Origin of the sequence: Pseudomonas sp. FH4, from assembly GCF_000510915.2 — a bacterium.
In the GTDB taxonomy this organism is placed as follows: domain Bacteria; phylum Pseudomonadota; class Gammaproteobacteria; order Pseudomonadales; family Pseudomonadaceae; genus Aquipseudomonas; species Aquipseudomonas brenneri.
Window position 1 is genome coordinate 178,646 of the sequence record NZ_AOHN01000013.1, and the last position, 16,740, is coordinate 195,385.

Annotated in this window: 11 protein-coding genes, 4 tRNA genes and 2 pseudogenes; 7 read left to right on the forward strand and 10 right to left on the reverse strand. The window is 60.7% G+C overall.

The window, feature by feature from the left end; genetic code table 11:
* Positions 1-15 precede the first annotated feature (15 nt).
* A complete protein-coding gene (locus tag H097_RS09450) occupies positions 16-1,890 on the forward strand; it encodes an MFS transporter (RefSeq protein ID WP_032859282.1) in 1,875 nt (624 codons plus the stop codon).
* An 86-nt stretch (positions 1,891-1,976) separates the two neighbouring features.
* On the opposite strand, the gene sugE is transcribed toward H097_RS09450, so the two are convergent.
* The 3 genes from sugE to rdgC all read right to left on the reverse strand — a co-directional run bounded on the left by sugE (position 1,977) and on the right by rdgC (position 4,364).
* The gene (sugE, locus tag H097_RS09455; RefSeq protein ID WP_032859283.1) at positions 1,977-2,291 is read right to left on the reverse strand and encodes a quaternary ammonium compound efflux SMR transporter SugE; all 315 of its coding nucleotides are present in this window, start codon (positions 2,289-2,291) and stop codon (positions 1,977-1,979) included.
* 106 nt (positions 2,292-2,397) lie between these two features.
* On the reverse strand, positions 2,398-3,354 hold the full coding sequence (locus H097_RS09460; protein WP_032859285.1) for a bile acid:sodium symporter family protein: 957 nt from the start codon (positions 3,352-3,354) through the stop codon (positions 2,398-2,400).
* An 89-nt stretch (positions 3,355-3,443) separates the two neighbouring features.
* Positions 3,444-4,364, reverse strand: coding sequence for a recombination-associated protein RdgC (gene rdgC, locus H097_RS09465; RefSeq protein ID WP_032859287.1), 921 nt, complete (start codon positions 4,362-4,364; stop codon positions 3,444-3,446).
* Positions 4,365-4,523: 159 nt separating this feature from the next.
* On the opposite strand from rdgC, the gene H097_RS09470 reads away from it, so the two are divergent.
* The 4 genes from H097_RS09470 (at position 4,524) to H097_RS09485 (ending at position 5,309) form a co-directional block, all read left to right on the forward strand.
* Positions 4,524-4,599, forward strand: a tRNA-Val gene (locus H097_RS09470).
* Positions 4,600-4,618: 19 nt separating this feature from the next.
* Positions 4,619-4,695, forward strand: a tRNA-Asp gene (locus H097_RS09475).
* Positions 4,696-5,137: 442 nt separating this feature from the next.
* Positions 5,138-5,213 (forward strand) — tRNA-Val (locus H097_RS09480).
* A 19-nt stretch (positions 5,214-5,232) separates the two neighbouring features.
* Positions 5,233-5,309 (forward strand) — tRNA-Asp (locus tag H097_RS09485).
* Positions 5,310-5,396: 87 nt separating this feature from the next.
* On the opposite strand, the gene H097_RS09490 is transcribed toward H097_RS09485, so the two are convergent.
* The 7 genes from H097_RS09490 to dusA all read right to left on the reverse strand — a co-directional run bounded on the left by H097_RS09490 (position 5,397) and on the right by dusA (position 15,033).
* Positions 5,397-6,089, reverse strand: a complete 693-nt coding sequence (locus H097_RS09490; RefSeq protein ID WP_032859288.1) for a response regulator — start codon at positions 6,087-6,089, stop codon at positions 5,397-5,399.
* Positions 6,089-8,737 (reverse strand): sensor histidine kinase KdpD, encoded by a 2,649-nt coding sequence (locus H097_RS09495; protein ID WP_032859289.1) that lies wholly within the window; start codon positions 8,735-8,737, stop codon positions 6,089-6,091. The genes H097_RS09490 and H097_RS09495 overlap by 1 nt, the downstream gene beginning before the upstream one ends.
* A 130-nt stretch (positions 8,738-8,867) precedes the next feature.
* The gene (kdpB, locus tag H097_RS09500) at positions 8,868-10,937 is read right to left on the reverse strand and encodes a potassium-transporting ATPase subunit KdpB (protein WP_032859291.1); all 2,070 of its coding nucleotides are present in this window, start codon (positions 10,935-10,937) and stop codon (positions 8,868-8,870) included.
* A 12-nt stretch (positions 10,938-10,949) separates the two neighbouring features.
* Complete coding sequence (gene kdpC / locus H097_RS09505) at positions 10,950-11,603, reverse strand: K(+)-transporting ATPase subunit C (protein WP_032859293.1); 654 nt, start codon at positions 11,601-11,603, stop codon at positions 10,950-10,952.
* Between the two features lie 10 nt (positions 11,604-11,613).
* A complete protein-coding gene (kdpA, locus tag H097_RS09510; protein WP_032859294.1) occupies positions 11,614-13,320 on the reverse strand; it encodes a potassium-transporting ATPase subunit KdpA in 1,707 nt (568 codons plus the stop codon).
* A 107-nt stretch (positions 13,321-13,427) separates the two neighbouring features.
* Positions 13,428-13,526, reverse strand: coding sequence for a K(+)-transporting ATPase subunit F (gene kdpF, locus H097_RS29000; RefSeq protein ID WP_076964610.1), 99 nt, complete (start codon positions 13,524-13,526; stop codon positions 13,428-13,430).
* 496 nt (positions 13,527-14,022) lie between these two features.
* Positions 14,023-15,033 (reverse strand): tRNA dihydrouridine(20/20a) synthase DusA, encoded by a 1,011-nt coding sequence (gene dusA / locus H097_RS09515; RefSeq protein ID WP_032859295.1) that lies wholly within the window; start codon positions 15,031-15,033, stop codon positions 14,023-14,025.
* A 103-nt stretch (positions 15,034-15,136) separates the two neighbouring features.
* On the opposite strand from dusA, the pseudogene H097_RS27635 reads away from it, so the two are divergent.
* A pseudogene (locus H097_RS27635) lies at positions 15,137-15,867 on the forward strand (site-specific integrase); the annotation flags it as partial.
* Positions 15,865-16,522 (forward strand): annotated as a pseudogene (locus H097_RS09520) (phage portal protein); the annotation flags it as partial. The pseudogenes H097_RS27635 and H097_RS09520, both read left to right, overlap by 3 nt.
* Between the last annotated feature and the right edge of the window lie 218 nt (positions 16,523-16,740).

The following is a 16,740-nucleotide window of genomic DNA, read 5'->3' on the forward strand; positions in this document are numbered from 1 at the left end:
CAGGAACACGGACCGATGAGTCACCCCTCGCAATTCACTTTGCTGCGCAAACGGCGCTTTTTGCCGTTCTTCATCACCCAGTCCCTGGGGGCGTTCAACGACAATATCTTCAAGCAGTCGTTGATCCTCGCCATTCTCTACAAGCTGGCCATCGAGGGCGACCGCTCGATCTGGGTCAACCTCTGCGCTTTGTTGTTTATCCTGCCGTTTTTCCTGTTCTCGGCCCTGGCCGGACAGTTTGGCGAGAAATTCAACAAGGATGCGCTGATCCGCGCGATCAAGATCGGCGAGATCGTGATCATGGCCGTCGGCGCCGTGGGCTTCATGACCAACCACCTGGAACTGATGCTGCTGGCCCTGTTTGCCATGGGTACCCATTCGGCGCTGTTTGGTCCGGTGAAGTACTCGATCATGCCCCAGGCCCTGCGTGAAGAAGAGCTGGTGGGCGGCAACGGCCTGGTGGAAATGGGCACGTTCCTGGCGATCCTCGCCGGGACCATCGGTGCCGGGGTCATGATGTCCTCAACCCACTACGCGCCGGTGGTGTCCACCGCGATTGTCGCCATTGCCGTGCTGGGTTACCTGGCCAGCCGTGGCATCCCTCGCGCGGCGGCATCGAGCCCCGAGATGCGCCTGGACTGGAATATCTTCAGTCAATCCTGGGCCACCTTGCGCCTGGGCCTGGGGCAAACGCCCGCCGTGTCGCGCTCGATTGTCGGCAACTCGTGGTTCTGGTTTGTCGGGGCGATCTACCTCACGCAAATCCCGGCCTACGCCAAAGAGTGGCTGTATGGCGATGAGACCGTGGTCACCCTGATCCTCACCGTATTCTCGGTCGGTATCGCCCTGGGCTCGATGCTCTGCGAAAAACTCTCCGGGCGTAAGGTGGAAATCGGCCTGGTGCCTTTTGGCTCGTTCGGCCTGACGGTATTTGGCCTGTTGCTGTGGTGGCACTCTGGCGGCTTCCCGCAGAACGTCCAGGCCAATGACTGGCTGACGGTCTTGAGCTATGGCCAGGCCTGGTGGGTATTGGCCGATATCCTTGGCCTTGGGGTGTTTGGCGGTTTCTACATCGTGCCGCTGTACGCCCTGATCCAGTCGCGCACCGCCGAGAACGAGCGGGCGCGGGTGATTGCCGCCAATAACATCCTCAATGCGCTGTTCATGGTGGTTTCGGCGATTGTCACGATCCTGCTGCTGAGCGTGGCCAAGCTGTCGATCCCCGAGCTGTTCCTGGTGGTGTCGCTGCTTAACATTGCGGTCAATACCTACATCTTCAGGATTGTCCCCGAGTTCACCATGCGCTTCATGATCTGGCTGCTCGGCCACTCCATGTACCGCGTGCAGCATCGCAACCTGGAACATATCCCGGACGAAGGCGCGGCGTTGCTGGTGTGCAACCATGTGTCGTTTGTCGATGCATTGCTGATTGGCGGTGCGGTGCGTCGGCCGATTCGTTTTGTGATGTATTACAAGATCTACCGTTTGCCGGTGCTCAACTTTATCTTCCGCACGGCCGGGACGATTCCGATTGCCGGGCGCCATGAAGACCTGGAGATCTACGAAAAGGCCTTCCAGCGTATCAGCCAATACCTGAAGGACGGTGAGCTGGTGTGTATCTTCCCGGAAGGCAAATTGACCGCCGACGGTGAGATGAACGAGTTCAAGAGTGGGGTGACGCGGATTCTTGAGGAAACCCCGGTGCCGGTGATTCCCATGGCGTTGCAAGGGTTATGGGGGAGCTTTTTCAGCCGCGATCCGAACAAGGGGATCTTTCACCGGATCTGGTCGCGGGTGACGTTGGTGGCGGGGCCGTCGTTGACGGTGGAGCAGGCGACGCCAGAGGCATTACAGGAACAAGTGCTGGCATTGCGTGGCACCACCCTGTAGGTGCCCGGCTTGCCGGCGATGGCGTCCGCAAATCCATTACGGGATTCAAGGGCCTCATCGCCGGCAAGCCGGCTCCTACAACAGCATCAGGCGCTGACCTTGAGACCAATCAACCCGGCAATGATCAACGCCACACTGGCCAACCGGAACAGCGCCATGGACTCGCCAAACAGGATAATCCCGGCGATCACCGTGCCCACGGCGCCGACACCGGTCCAGATGGCATAGGCGGTGCCCAGCGGCAACTCCTTCATGGCCAGCCCCAACAGGCCAAGGCTGACGGCCATGGCGGCAATCGTCAGGGCGGTGGGCAGCGGTTTGCTGAAACCATCGGTGTATTTCAGGCCGACGGCCCAGCCAACTTCAAACAGCCCGGCGAAAAACAGAATGACCCAGGACATAAAGACCTTCCTTTTAGAAGTGGGGCCGTCCCCGGATTGAATGCTCAAACGAGTCGCGGGGTCGTCCCCGCGAAGGTGCGTAGAGTGCCGAAAAGCCCGCGTCCGATCAAGTTTCGGCGAGGGCCTTGCGGTCTTCTTTTTCGCTCATCCGGCGGAAATACGTCGACAATAACGCCCCGGAAATATTGTGCCAGACGCTGAACAAGGCGCTGGGTACCGCCGCCAGCGGCGAAAAGTGCACGCTGGCCAGCGCGGCTCCCAACCCCGAGTTCTGCATGCCCACTTCCAGCGCCAACGACTTGCGTTGCGCCAGCGGCAGTTTGAACACATGGCCGGTGAAGTAACCGAGCAAGTAGCCGAAGCTGTTGTGCAGCATCACCACCGCCATGATCAGCAGGCCCGATTCGGCGATCTTCGCCTGGCTCGCTGCGACTACGGCTGCGACGATCAGCACGATGCTGACCACCGATACCAGTGGCAATACCTCAACGGCGTGCCGCACACGAGCCCCCAGCAGGCGTTGGGCTGCTACGCCAAGGACGATAGGCAGCACCACCACTTGCAGGATCGACCAGAACAACTCCATGAACGACACCGGCAGCCAGGCCGAAGCCAGCAGCCAGATCAGCGCTGGCGTCAGCAACGGGGCGAGGAGGGTGGTGATGGAGGATATGGCCACCGACAGCGCGAGGTCGCCACGGGCCAGCCAGGTCATGACATTGGAGGAGGTGCCGCTTGGGCAACAACCGACCAGGATCACACCGACGGCGATTTCCGGCGGCAGTTGGAAAACCTGGCACAGCAACCAGGCCACGCTGGGCATGATCACAAACTGTGCGGCCACACCCAGTGCCACACGCCACGGGTGACGAGCGACCTCGGCGAAATCTTCAAGTTTGAGGGTCAACCCCATGCCAAACATCACCAGGCCCAGCAGCGGCACGATGGCGCCTTTGAGGCCGATAAACCAAGTGGGCTGCAGGAACGCAACCACGGCAAAGATCAGCACCCAGTAGGCGAAGGTATTGCCGACGAAGCGGCTCAGGGCGGCGAGTGCACGCATGGGGATGTCCTTATTATTAGAGTGCTGGGAGTGGCAACCCAATCAACTGTAGGAGCTGGCTTGCCAGCTCCTACATTGATCGTGCCTGTTTAGATACCTTGCGGGGTCTCTTCACCGCCGAGTGCTTCCACCAGCGCCGGCAGGAAGTCGCCAAAGGTCAGCATCATCAAGGTAAAGCTGGCATCCAGTTGGCCCAGGGCTTCGTCACCGCCGTCCTGTTCAGCCTGGTCTTGCAGCAGGTCTTCGAACTTCAGGCGCTTGACCGTCATCTTGTCGTCGAGCATGAAGGACAATTTGTCCTGCCAGGCCAGGGACAGTTGGGTCACGACTTTGCCGGTGCTCAGGTGCAGCTGGATTTCTTCGCCAGTCAGGTCCTGGCGCTTGCAGCGCACGATACCGCCGTCTTCGTGGGTGTCGCGCAGTTCGCACTCGTCGAGGACGAAGAAGTCATCGGCCGGTTTCTGGGTGGTGACCCAGTCGGTCATGACGGCGGTTGGCGCGGTTTTCACGGTCAGTGGGCGTACCGGCAGGGTGCCGATCACTTCACGCAGGGTCGACAGCAGGTCTTCGGCGCGCTTGGGGCTGGCCGAATTCACCAGGATCAGCCCCTGTTTCGGCGCGATGGCGGCGAAGGTCGACGAGCGACGGATAAAGGCACGTGGCAGGAACGCCTGGATGATTTCATCCTTGATCTGGTCGCGTTCCTTTTTGTAGACCTTGCGCATTTGCTCGGCTTCGATCTCTTCGACCTTTTCCTTCACCGCATCACGCACCACGCTACCCGGCAGGATACGTTCTTCCTTGCGCGCAGCGATCAGCAGGAAGTCACCGCTGACGTGCACCAGGGGCGCGTCTTCACCTTTACCAAAAGGCGCGACGAAACCGTAAGTGGTCAACTCCTGGCTTGCACAAGGGCGCGCCGGTTTGGTGGCCATTGCAGTTTCCAACGCCTCGGCATCAACAGGCAGATCTTGGGTCAGGCGATAGATAAGCAGGTTCTTGAACCACATGGGGTGAGTCTCTCCTTTATACAAAGTGGGGCATTATTCTCTTGATAGCGTCTGAGGCCAACCCTGCCTAAGCCATTGGAAGGGCTGAAAAAAAAGATTTAAGAAAGTGCTTGCCAGACTTGGGGTCGCTCCGTAGAATGCGCGCCACACCGAAACGAAGGGTGATTAGCTCAGCTGGGAGAGCATCTGCCTTACAAGCAGAGGGTCGGCGGTTCGATCCCGTCATCACCCACCATTCGCTTCATGTGTTACGCGCAGCGGTAGTTCAGTCGGTTAGAATACCGGCCTGTCACGCCGGGGGTCGCGGGTTCGAGTCCCGTCCGCTGCGCCATATTCGGTAACCTGGAATGCTGAACGCCAGGTGACCACAGAAAGCCCGCTCATTGAGCGGGCTTTTTGCTGTCTGGGGTTTGTCTTACTATCTGTAGGAGCGAGCTTGCTCGCGAAGATTGTTAATGATGACGCGGGCATCCTGAGTGCACGCGGTGCTCTCAGGTTCTTCGCGAGCAAGCTCGCTCCTACAGGGGTTGTGTTAAAAAACGCCCCCGGTCATTTCCGATGACCGGGGGCGTTTTTTATTGGAGGTTTAGAAGTTCCAGGGTGTGGTGACCCTGAAGTTGCGCGGTTCACCGTAGGCGGCGCAGCTATAGAAGCCGATAAGCGCCGGTTTTCAAGGGTGTATGCCGTTGTGGAAAAGATATTTCAAATAAATTGCATTTAAATCAACACATTGCGAAATTTTCGTATATGATGCGTCCCACACCGAAAGTGAAGGGTGATTAGCTCAGCTGGGAGAGCATCTGCCTTACAAGCAGAGGGTCGGCGGTTCGATCCCGTCATCACCCACCATTCGCTTCATGTGTTACGCGCAGCGGTAGTTCAGTCGGTTAGAATACCGGCCTGTCACGCCGGGGGTCGCGGGTTCGAGTCCCGTCCGCTGCGCCATATTCGGTAACCTGGAACGCTGAACGCCAGGTCACCACGCAAAGCCCGCTCACTGAGCGGGCTTTTTTGTGCCTGGGGTTTGCTGTTCTACAACCCCACCAGCCGGTAACCCACCTGCAGTTCGGTAATGAAATACTGTGGCTGCGCCGGATCCACCTCCAGCTTTTGCCGCAAATGCGCCATATGCACCCGTAGATAATGTGCGCGGTCGACGTAATCCAGCCCCCACACTTCCAGCAGCAACTGCCGGTGCGTCAGTACGCGGTTCTGGCCGCGAATCATTGCGCAGAGCAAGCGGTATTCAATGGGCGTCAAGTGTACCGGTTGGCCTGAGCGCCACACTTGATGGGTCGCCAGGTCGACTGCAATCTCGCCAAACGCCACCTTGCTGGTGGCCACCACGGTGCCGGTATGCCCATGCCGGCGCAGTTGGGCGCGGATGCGTGCGAGTAACTCGGGCACGCCGAACGGCTTGGTCAGGTAATCATCGGCACCCGCATCCAGGGCGGCGACTTTCTCTTCTTCACGGTCACGCGCCGACAACACCAGGATCGGCACCGCCAGCCAGCCACGCAGTTCGCTGATCAGTTGCTTGCCATCGCTGTCTGGCAAGCCAAGGTCGACAATCACCAGGTCCGGCTGACGGCTGGCGGCATGGATCAGCGCACGCTTGACGCTGTCGGCCTCGAACACCTGAAAGCCTTCATCTTGCAGGGCTATGCGTACAAAACGGCGGATATTGGCCTCATCTTCAACGATCAGAATGCGTGCAGTGCTCATTAGGGTTCCATGGCAGGCGGGGTGCCTGCGGGTAGCGTGAGGGTGAAATGCATGCCGCCCTTGCGGCCGGGGTTTGCTTCGATATGCCCGCCGTGGGCCTCGACGATGCGCTTGACCAATGCCAGGCCCAGGCCGATGCCGGCCACCGACGATTCCTGCTGGCCGCGCGTGAAGGGCTCAAACAGATTGGCCGGCGCGCAACCGGGGCCAGTGTCGCTGACCTCCAGCACAATGTGCTCGCCGGCCTGGCTGGCGGTCACGCTGATGGTGGTGCCTGGCGGGGTGTATTTGGCGGCGTTGTCCAGCAGGTTGACCAGCACCCGCTCGATCAGCAGCGCGTCGACTTCCACCAGCGGTAAGTTTGCGTCGAGCGTGGTGTGTACGCGGTGCCGCGCCAACGGTTCGCGCAATTGGCGCAGGGCGCTGCCGACGATTTCTTCCAGCAAGTGCCATTGGCGGTTCAGGCGCACGCCGCGCTCTTGCATGCGCGCCATGTCCAGCAGGTTTTCGATCAGCCGCTGCATGGAAGTGGCTTGTTCATGGATGCCGTGCAGCAGCTCGTTCAGTGGCCCCGGCGGGGCGTGGGGCAGGGCGGTCTCGGCGGCGCCGATCAAGGTGGTCAGTGGGGTGCGCAGGTCATGGGAAATCGCCGCGAGCAGGGTGTTGCGCATTTTCTCGCCTTCCATCTGCACCAGGGTACTTTGCGCCACTTCGACGAAATGCACACGCTCCAGGGCAATCGCCAGTTGGCTCATGCAGGCTTCCAGCAGGCGGCGTTCCTGCGGGTCGTGCAAGCGATCGCGTTGGGCCAACTCCAGCACCAGCACGCCGCGCACGCGCATCGGCGCCTTGAGCGGCAAGTAGCAGCCCTTGGCCGCCGACAAGGTGTCGGTGCCGTGGCCGGCGGGGTGGCCGTGGTCGTAGGTCCATTGCGCGATGCTGTCGTCGATCGGCAGCCCACCGGCGCTCACGCTGTGTACACCATCGGCGGCGTCCGGCAGGGCCAGGCCCACCCGTGCTTCGAAGACGCCGCTGAAGGTGCGTAGCGCGACTTCGCTGATTTGTTCTACGGTCAGCGCCGCCGACAGGTCGCGGGCCAGGCGCGCCAGGGAAGTTGCGCGGCGCTCGCGTGCGGCGGCGGTGCGCGCTTCGTGCCGCAGGCGCGCGGTGAGTTGGCCGGTGATCAGGGCGATGCCGAGCATCAGCGCAAAGGTGAAGAAATACTGGGTGTCGTTGACGGTGAATGAATAGCGCGGCTGTACAAAAAAGAAGTCGAAACACAGTACTGCAAGCATCGCCGCCCACACGCCGGGGCCGCGTCCAAAGCGTAGCGCTACCAGCACCACCGTGAGCAAAAACAACATGACCACGTTGGCCAGGTCGAACACTTGCAGCAGCAGCGCGGCGACGGCGCTGGCGGCGAAGCAGGCCAGGCTGGCCCAGAGGTAGGCCAGGCGAGTGCCAGGCAGCGTTGCGGTTTTTTCGAGCGCGACGGGCTTGCTCGGCAGCAGGCCGTGGGCAATCACGATCTGATCGATTTGCGGGTGGTGGCGGCTGATCCGATCGCTGACCGACTGATGCCAGAACCGCCACCGACGGCGCGGATGATGGCCGAGTACCAGGCGATTGGCATTGTGCTCACGGGCACAGGCCACCAGGGCTTCGGCGACTTCCATGCCCGGCAGTGTGGCGGTATCGGCGCCGAACTCTTCGGCCAGGGCCAGGGCTTTCATCGCGCTCAGGTAGCGCTTGGCGCCGCGCCCCTGGGCCGAGGCGACATGGACGACAATCCAGTCGGCTTCCAGTTTTTGCGCCAGGCGCGCCGCTTCACGCACCAGGCGTTCATCGCCGGTATCACCGGCGATACCGACCAACAGCCGTTCGCGGGCCGGCCACAGGGTCTTGATCGACTGTTCGCGGCGGTACACGCGCATCTGCGTGTCGACCCGGTCGGCCGTGCGCCGCAGGGCCAGCTCGCGCAGTGCCAACAGGTTGCCCTTGCGGAAAAAATGCCGTGACGCGCGCGCCGCCGCCGGACCCAGGTACACCTTGCCGTCCTTTAAGCGTTGCAGTAGATCGTCTGGCGGCAGGTCGATCACCACCACTTCGTGGGCGTTGTCGAACACATGGTCTGGCACCGTTTCCCGCACGCGTATGCCGATGATCCCGCTGACCAGGTCATTCAGGCTTTCCAGATGCTGGACGTTGAGGGTGGCCCACACGTCGATGCCGGCGCTGAGCAGTTCTTCCACGTCTTGCCAGCGTTTGGGGTGGCGCGAGCCGGGCACGTTGCTGTGGGCCAGTTCGTCCACCAGTACCACGGTAGGATGGCGCAATAGGGCGGCATCGAGATCAAATTCGGTCAGGGCGAATTCACGGTGCAGGTGCTGGGCGCGGGGCAGTTGTTCGAGGCCGTGGAGCAGCTTGGCGGTTTCCTCGCGGCCGTGGGTTTCCACCACGCCGGCCAGCACATCGCGGCCCAGTCCGGCTTCACGGCGCGCCGCCGCAAGCATCGCGTAGGTCTTGCCCACGCCGGCGTTGGAGCCAAAGTAGATACGCAGCTTGCCGCGCAAGGCGGCCTGTTCTTCCTGTTGGACACGTGCCAGCAGGGCGTCGGGATCGGGGCGTTCGTTGTTTAAGGCAGGCATGTCATTCCTCTAGTTGTCTGTAGGAGCGAGCGTGCTCGCGAAAAACCTGATGGCGCCGCTGGGTGTCAGGTTTTCCGCGTTCTCGTTAACGCCCTTCGCGAGCAAGCTCGCTCCTACAGTGGATGGGGCGTTACACGAGGCCCAATCCCGTCAGCAGCATGTCGATCAGCTTGATCCCGGCAAACGGCACCAACACCCCGCCCAGGCCATAGATCAGCAGGTTGCGGTTGAGCAGCGCCGCCGCGCCGATCGCGCGGTAAGTCACGCCACGCAGGGCCAGGGGAATCAACGCGACAATGATCAGCGCGTTAAAAATCACCGCACTGAGAATCGCCGAGTTGGGGCTGCTCAACTGCATCACGTTCAATGCGCCGAGCTGTGGATAGGTCGCGACAAACGCCGCCGGGATGATTGCAAAGTACTTCGCCACGTCATTCGCCACGCTGAAGGTGGTGAGGGCGCCGCGGGTCATCAGCATCTGTTTGCCGACCTCGACCACTTCGATCAGCTTGGTCGGGTTGCTGTCGAGGTCGACCATGTTGCCGGCCTCCTTGGCGGCCTGGGTGCCGCTGTTCATTGCCACCGCCACGTCCGCCTGGGCCAGCGCCGGTGCGTCGTTGGTGCCGTCGCCGGTCATGGCCACGAGCTTGCCCTTGGCCTGGTAGTCGCGGATCAATTGCAGTTTGTCTTCCGGGCGAGCCTCGGCGAGGAAGTCATCCACGCCGGCTTCTACCGCAATGGCGGCGGCGGTCAGGCGATTGTCGCCGGTGATCATCACGGTCTTGATGCCCATGCGCCGCAGCTCGGCGAAGCGCTCCTTGATGCCACCTTTGACCACGTCCTTGAGTTCCACCACGCCCAGCGCCGTGGCGCCGTCGCTGACTACCAGCGGTGTGCTGCCGCGCCGTGAGACTTCATCGACCTTGGCCTGCAAGGCTGTCGGAAAACTACCGCCCAAGGCCTCGACATGGCGGCGAATCGCGTCCGCTGCACCCTTGCGAATCGCCCGGCCTGCGGGCAGGTCGACACCGCTCATGCGGGTTTGTGCGGTGAAGTGCACAAAGCTTGCGCCCAACTGGTTGATGTCCCGCGCGCGAATGTCGAACTTCTGCTTGGCCAGGACCACAATACTGCGGCCTTCCGGGGTTTCATCAGCCAGGGAGGCCAGTTGTGCGGCGTCCGCCAAGTCGGCCTCCTTTATTCCCGGCGCCGGCAAAAAGCTGCTGGCCTGACGATTGCCCAGGGTGATGGTGCCGGTCTTGTCCAGCAGCAACACGTCCACGTCACCTGCGGCCTCGACCGCCCGCCCGGAGGTGGCGATGACATTGGCCGACATCATCCGGCTCATGCCGGCCACGCCGATGGCCGAGAGCAGGCCGCCGATGGTGGTGGGGATCAGGCACACCAGCAGGGCCACCAGTACCGTGGCGCTGACCACACTGCCGCTGCCGCTCATGGCCACGGCGAAGATCGAGTAAGGGCTCAGCGTGGCGATCACCAGCAGGAACAGCAGGGTCAAGCCCACCAGCAGGATGGTCAGGGCTACTTCGTTTGGGGTTTTCTGGCGCTTGGCCGACTCGACCATCGAGATCATGCGGTCCAGAAACGACTCGCCCGGGTTGACGCTGATGCGCACCACCAGCCAGTCCGACAGCACGCGCGTGCCGCCGGTGACCGAGGAAAAATCGCCACCGGACTCACGAATAACCGGCGCCGATTCGCCGGTGATCGCGCTTTCATCCACCGACGCCACGCCCTCGATCACGATGCCATCGAGCGGCACCAGGTCGCCGGCTTCGACCAGCACCACCTGATCCTTGCGCAGCAGCGACGCTTCGGTCGGCAGCCACGCCGCACCGTGCTTGGGTTGTTGCAGCAGCTTGGCCAATGTCTGGCGTTTCATCCCGCGCAGGCTGGCGGCCTGGGCGCGGCTGCGGCCCTCGGCCAAGGCTTCGGCGAAGTTGGCGAACAGCACGGTGAACCACAGCCACAAGGTGATGCTGAGGATAAAGCCACTGGGCGCTTCCCCCTGGCCACCCAGGGACTGGAACCACAGCAGGGTGGTGAGGATGCTGCCCAGGTAGACCACGAACATCACCGGGTTTTTCCATTGCGCCTGGGGCAGCAGTTTCTTCAGCGCATCCCCACACGCGGTGAGCACGATGGCGCGATCAAACAGAGGTAAACGAGCATTCTTCATAAGGGCAATCTCTTACTCACTGGCCGCAATAGGAGGCGATGGCAGGCGGGCGTCCAGCGCAAGGTTGAGTTGCAGCACATTGACCCGGGGTTCGCCGAGCAGGCCGAGAGTACGTGCGCTGGTGTGCTGGCTAACCAGTTGCAGCAGCTCGGCTTCGGGGATCTGCCGCAGACGTGCCACCCGTGGCAATTGCAGCCGCGCGTTGGCCACCGAGATATGCGGGTCGAGGCCCGAGGCGGAGGCGGTGACCGCGTCCACCGGCACCTGGGCGTCGGCGGCCAGGCCGTTGGCCAGGCGATAGACCTGCACGCGTGCGGCCACCTGGTCCACCAGTTTCTGACTGGTTGGCCCCAGGTTGCTGGCGCCGCTTGCGCCGGCGTTATACGGCTGCGACACGCTTTTGCTCGGGTCTTGTGGGTCGGCGCCCAGGGTCATGCTCGGGCGGCCGTGGAAGTATTCCGGCCGGGTGAAGTGCTGGCCAATCAGGGTCGAGCCCATGACCAGCCCATCGCGTTCAATCAGCGAGCCGCGGGCTTGGAACGGGAACATCAGTTGCGCGGTCACGGTGGTGAACGCGGGGTAGGCGAACCCCGTCAACAGCATGAAAAACACCGCCGAAACCAGTACCGGGCGCAACAGCCCCTTGAATATCGATTGAGTCGTCATCTACGTGTCCTCAGTTGTACGTCTGGCCGGACAGCAACTGCAGTTGCTCCACCAGCGGGCCGAGCGCGAGCGCTGGCAAAAAGGTCAGGCCGCCAACCACCAGCACCACGAACACCACCAGCAGCATGAACAGCGGGGTTGCGGTGGGGATGGTGCCGGCACCGGCCGGTACGGTCTTTTTCATCGCCAGGGAGCCGGCCACGGCCAGCATCGGCAGCATGGTGAAGAAGCGCCCGATCAACATCGCCAGGCCAATGGTGGTGTTGAAAAATGGCGTGTTGGCGTTCAAGCCGGCAAAGGCCGAGCCGTTGTTGGCGGTGCCGGAGGTGTAGGCGTACAACACCTCGCTGAACCCATGGGGGCCGAGGTTGTTGAGGCTGGCCATGGTGTCGGGCCACAGGGCGGCGAGGGCGGTGAAGCCGAGGATGCTGATGGGGTGCGCGAGCACCGAGAGCATCACCAGCTTGATCTCCCTCGCCTCGATTTTTTTGCCAAGGAACTCCGGGCTGCGGCCGATCATCATGCCCACCAGGAACACCGTCAGCAGGGCGTACTGGATCAGGTTGATAAAGCCCACGCCGTCACCGCCGAACACGCAGTTGAGCATCATCTGCGCCAGGGGCACGAAGCCACCCATGGGGGTCAGCGAGTCGTGCATGGTGTTGACTGAGCCAGTGGTCGCCGCCGTGGTGGTGGCAATGAACAGGCTGCTGTCGGCGATGCCGAAGCGCAGTTCCTTGCCTTCCATGTTGCCGCCGCTGTGCTCCAGCGACAGGGTCTGGTTGGCGCCGGCCTGGGTCAGCAGCGGGTTACCGTTTTGTTCGGCGCCATAGACCAGGGCGAGGAAGCCGATGAACATCACCAGGAAGGTGCCGAAAAACACCCAGCCCTGACGACGTTGCAGCAGCATGCTGCCGAAGGTGTAAGTCAATGCCGAAGGGATCAGCAACATGCTGAGGATATGCAGGATGTTGGTCAGCGGCGTCGGGTTTTCGAACGGGTGCGCGGCGTTCATGCTGAAGAAACCGCCGCCGTTGGTGCCGATGTGCTTGATCGATTCAAAGCTGGCCACTGCGCCGACAATCAACTGTTGCTGCGCCCCTTCAAGGGTGGTGGCCAGGGCCTGGGAGGCGAAAGTCTGTGGCATGCCCTGCCAGACATACACCAGCGCCATGCCCACGCACAGCGGCAGCATCACGCGGTACAGCGTGCGGGTGAAGTCGACCCAGAAGTTGCCGATATCGCCCGAACTTGAGCGGCTCAAACCACGAATGAAACCGGCCGCCGCGACCACGCCGGAGGTGGCGCCGACGCACATCAGAAAGGTGATGACCGCCATCTGGCTGAAGTTCGACAGGCTGGTCTCGCCTGCGTACGCCTGCCAGTTGGTGTTGGTAATAAAGGACGCGGCGGTGTTGAACGCCAGGTCCGGCGTTTGTGCGGCTAGCCCCAGCGGGTTGATCGGCATAACCGCCTGCAAGCGCAGGACCCAGTAGCCCAGCAGCATCATCGCCGCGTTCGACAACAACAGCGCCGAACCGAAGCGGGCCCAGCCCATGGTTTCCTGTGGGTCGATGCCCAACAGGCGATAGGTATAACGTTCCGGCAAGGCATGGTGGGTCCCGGTGAATACCCGGGTCAGCCATTTGCCCATCAGTACGGCGAGCCCCGTCATTACCCCCAGGACCAGCGCAAATTCCAGCAGCGTGCTTAACATGTCGTGGCTCCGTTCAAATCTTGCCCATGGCGACAATGGCCATGGCAGTCGCAACAAAAAACACCAGGGAAAGGCTGATAAACATCAGGTCGTACATGGCCAGCTCCCTAGAATTTCTCTGCGCGAATAAGGGCGTAGCCCAAGTAAACGAACAGCCCCACAGCACATAAGCCGCTGGCGATATAAATGAACGTGAGTGTGAGCACGGTGTAACTCCCCTGAATGAATAAGCCGCAATTGCGGACGCGGGGAGGTTAATCCCTGGGGTATCAAGTTCTGGCACTGATTACACGAAGCGGTATTAAGACGACATATAGAAAAGTTATGTCGGGCGCACGAAAAAAAGGGATAGCCCGCCGCCCGGGTATCCCTTTAAACACTGGGGTGCTGCTGGTGTTGACGAGCCGCTTATTTGGCTTTCTTTTTCTTCTCGCCGCGGGTGGCGAGGTGTTCAAAGCAAAATGCGGCGGTACCGAAGAGCGCAATCATTGACAGGACGATCATGCCTAAAGTTGAACTTTCCACGATGACTTTCTACGGGTGTTGGGGGTAGGAAGTGACGGTAGAGTGTCTGGGCTTAGTGCTCAATAGAGGCGACGTAATCGTTATGGGGAATAGGGAATTTATATGAACTCTTTACGTGGGAGTGGGTAAGTTCACGGGACTTGCCCGCGACCCTCACCCATTTTACGAGCCGCCCGGTCAGCGGCCTTCCAGCAACGCCCCAGCCTGGTCCAACAAAGCCAACGGGTCGCTAGCTTTATGAATGTCCACCGACAACAACTGTCGAAACTTGCGCGCCCCAGGAAACCCAGTACCCAAACCCAACACATGCCGCGTAATGTGATGCATCGACCCTCCATTGGCCAAATGCTCAGCGATATAAGGCCGCAACTGCGCCAACGCCTCGGCCCGGCTGATGACCGGCGCCGTACTGCCAAACAAGCGCTGATCCACCTCTGCGAGCAAATACGGATTGTGATACGCCTCACGCCCCAGCATCACCCCATCAAACACCTGCAAATGCTCGTCGCATTGCTCCAGTGTCTTGATCCCGCCATTGAGAACAATCTCCAGCTCGGCAAAATCCCGCTTCAACTGCGCCGCTACGTCATAGCGCAACGGTGGAATGTCCCGATTTTCCTTGGGCGACAAGCCCTCCAGAATCGCAATCCGTGCATGCACGGTAAAACTGGTACAGCCCGCGTCTTTCACCTGTCCGACAAAATCACACAACTGAGCATAACTGTCCCGGCCATTGATCCCGATGCGATGCTTCACCGTAACCGGAATCGACACCGCATCACGCATCGCTTTCACACAATCAGCCACCAGGGCCGGGTGCCCCATCAGGCACGCGCCGATCATATTATTCTGTACCCGGTCGCTGGGGCAGCCGACGTTCAGGTTCACTTCGTCGTAGCCTGCATCCTGGGCCATGCGAGCGCAGGCGGCTAAATCTGCTGGAACACTGCCGCCCAGTTGCAACGCTAACGGGTGCTCGGCTTCGTTGTGGCGCAGGAAGCGTTCGTGGTCGCCGTGCAGGATTGCGCCGGTGGTGACCATTTCGGTGTAGAGCAGGGCGTTTTTGGAGAGTAGGCGCAGGAAGAAGCGGCAGTGGCGGTCGGTCCAATCCATCATAGGTGCAACGCTAAAGCGCCGAGACAGTGCGGGGCTTGATTCTGCTGGGCTAAAGCTCTGTTTATCTAGCATTTTACTCAACGTGTTCTTGGCGTGTTTTAGGGCGTTTTCAGGCGTTTTTCAGGGCTCGGTGGTACGATGTACCACCTCAAAACTGACGCGTACCACTTTCGATATGGCGACTATCAGGGCAAGAAAACTGGCGGATGGGACTGTGAGCTACACGGCTCAGATCCGCATCAAGCGCGACGGAGTGCAAGTCTACCAAGAGAGCTAGACCTTCGCCCGAAAACAGGCAGCCCAAGCGTGAATCGGAGCTGGACCAGCCCGGCGCGATCGAACGGGCGAGCCGGCAGGGCGTCACCGTCAAAGACATGATCAAGCAGTACTTGCTGGAAGTGGAAAAGGCCCGGCCGTTAGGCAAAACCAAGAAGGCCACGCTTGAAGCCATCGGCAAGATGGATATCGGTAAGCTCAACGATACCGACGTCACAACCCAGTGCCTGGTCGACTTCGCCCTATGGCGAATGAGCCGTGAGGGTGGTGGGGTTCAGCCACAAACCGCTGGCAACGACCTGGCGCATCTCGGCGCTGTCCTGGCCATCGCCAAAGATGCCTGGGGCTACCAGGTCGATCCGCTCTCCATGGGCGGTGCCAGGCGTGTGCTGCGCAAGCTGGGCTACAACCTGAAAAGCCGGGAGCGTGATCGCCGGCCGACCTTGGACGAGTTGGGAAAGGTGCTTGTGTACTACCAGGCCATGCAGGCCAGGCGCCCGACCGCCATCAATATGTTGAAAGTCGTTGGGTTTGCCCTCTTCTCCACACGCCGCCTGGATGAAGGTGCGCGATATGAAGAACCCCGGCCAGAAGATTGGCAACGATGTTTGGTGTTTCCTGCCGGACGAGCTGGTACCGCCGCTGGCGAAGTACATGCGCCTCTGGCAAGGATGGTCGGCAGTTCATGGTTCAAGGGTGGAAGGAAGAACATGAATTTGAACCGGGCACCGTCTTCCACCTACGCGAGGTGGATCTGCACCAGGAGGTGTACGGGCTGCCTGAGTGGATCAGTGCGTTGCAGTCGGCGTTGCTGAATGAATCGGCCACGCTGTTCCGACGCAAGTATTACGAGAACGGCAGTCATGCCGGCTTCATTCTCTACATGACCGATGCGGCGCAGAACGAAGCGGACGTCGACTCACTGCGCAAGGCGCTGAAGGACTCCAAGGGGCCTGGCAACTTCCGCAACCTGTTTGTGTACTCGCCGAACGGCAAAAAGGACGGACTTCAGATCATCCCTGTAAGCGAAGTGACCGCCAAGGACGAATTCAACTCTATCAAAAACCAGACGCGGGACGATGTACTGGCCAGCTTGCGCATTCCTCCGCAGCTAATGGGCATCGTTCCTCAAAACGCTGGGGGCTTTGGATCGATCAGGGAGGCGGCGGAGATCTATGTGGCAAATGAGATTGAGCCCATTCAGGCGCGTATGCAGCAACTAAATGATTGGCTGGGAGAGAACGTCATCCTTTTCCGCCCTTACGCAATTGGCAGGGAGGCGTAAAGCTCCTGTGTAATAAACGTAGCGAGTAAGTGCGGTAAGACCAAATCGACTCTGAATTACTCGAACATTGCGAGCTAAAACTTTGTATGCCTAAGCGTGTAAAACACTCCACCACAGTTGCGCCCTATGAGGTATTCAGCAACTCCGTTGGTGATGTTCAGTTTTGACATGAAGGTATGGCTGTGCCCCTATTTGCGGTAGTGTCGGTTCCTGCCCCG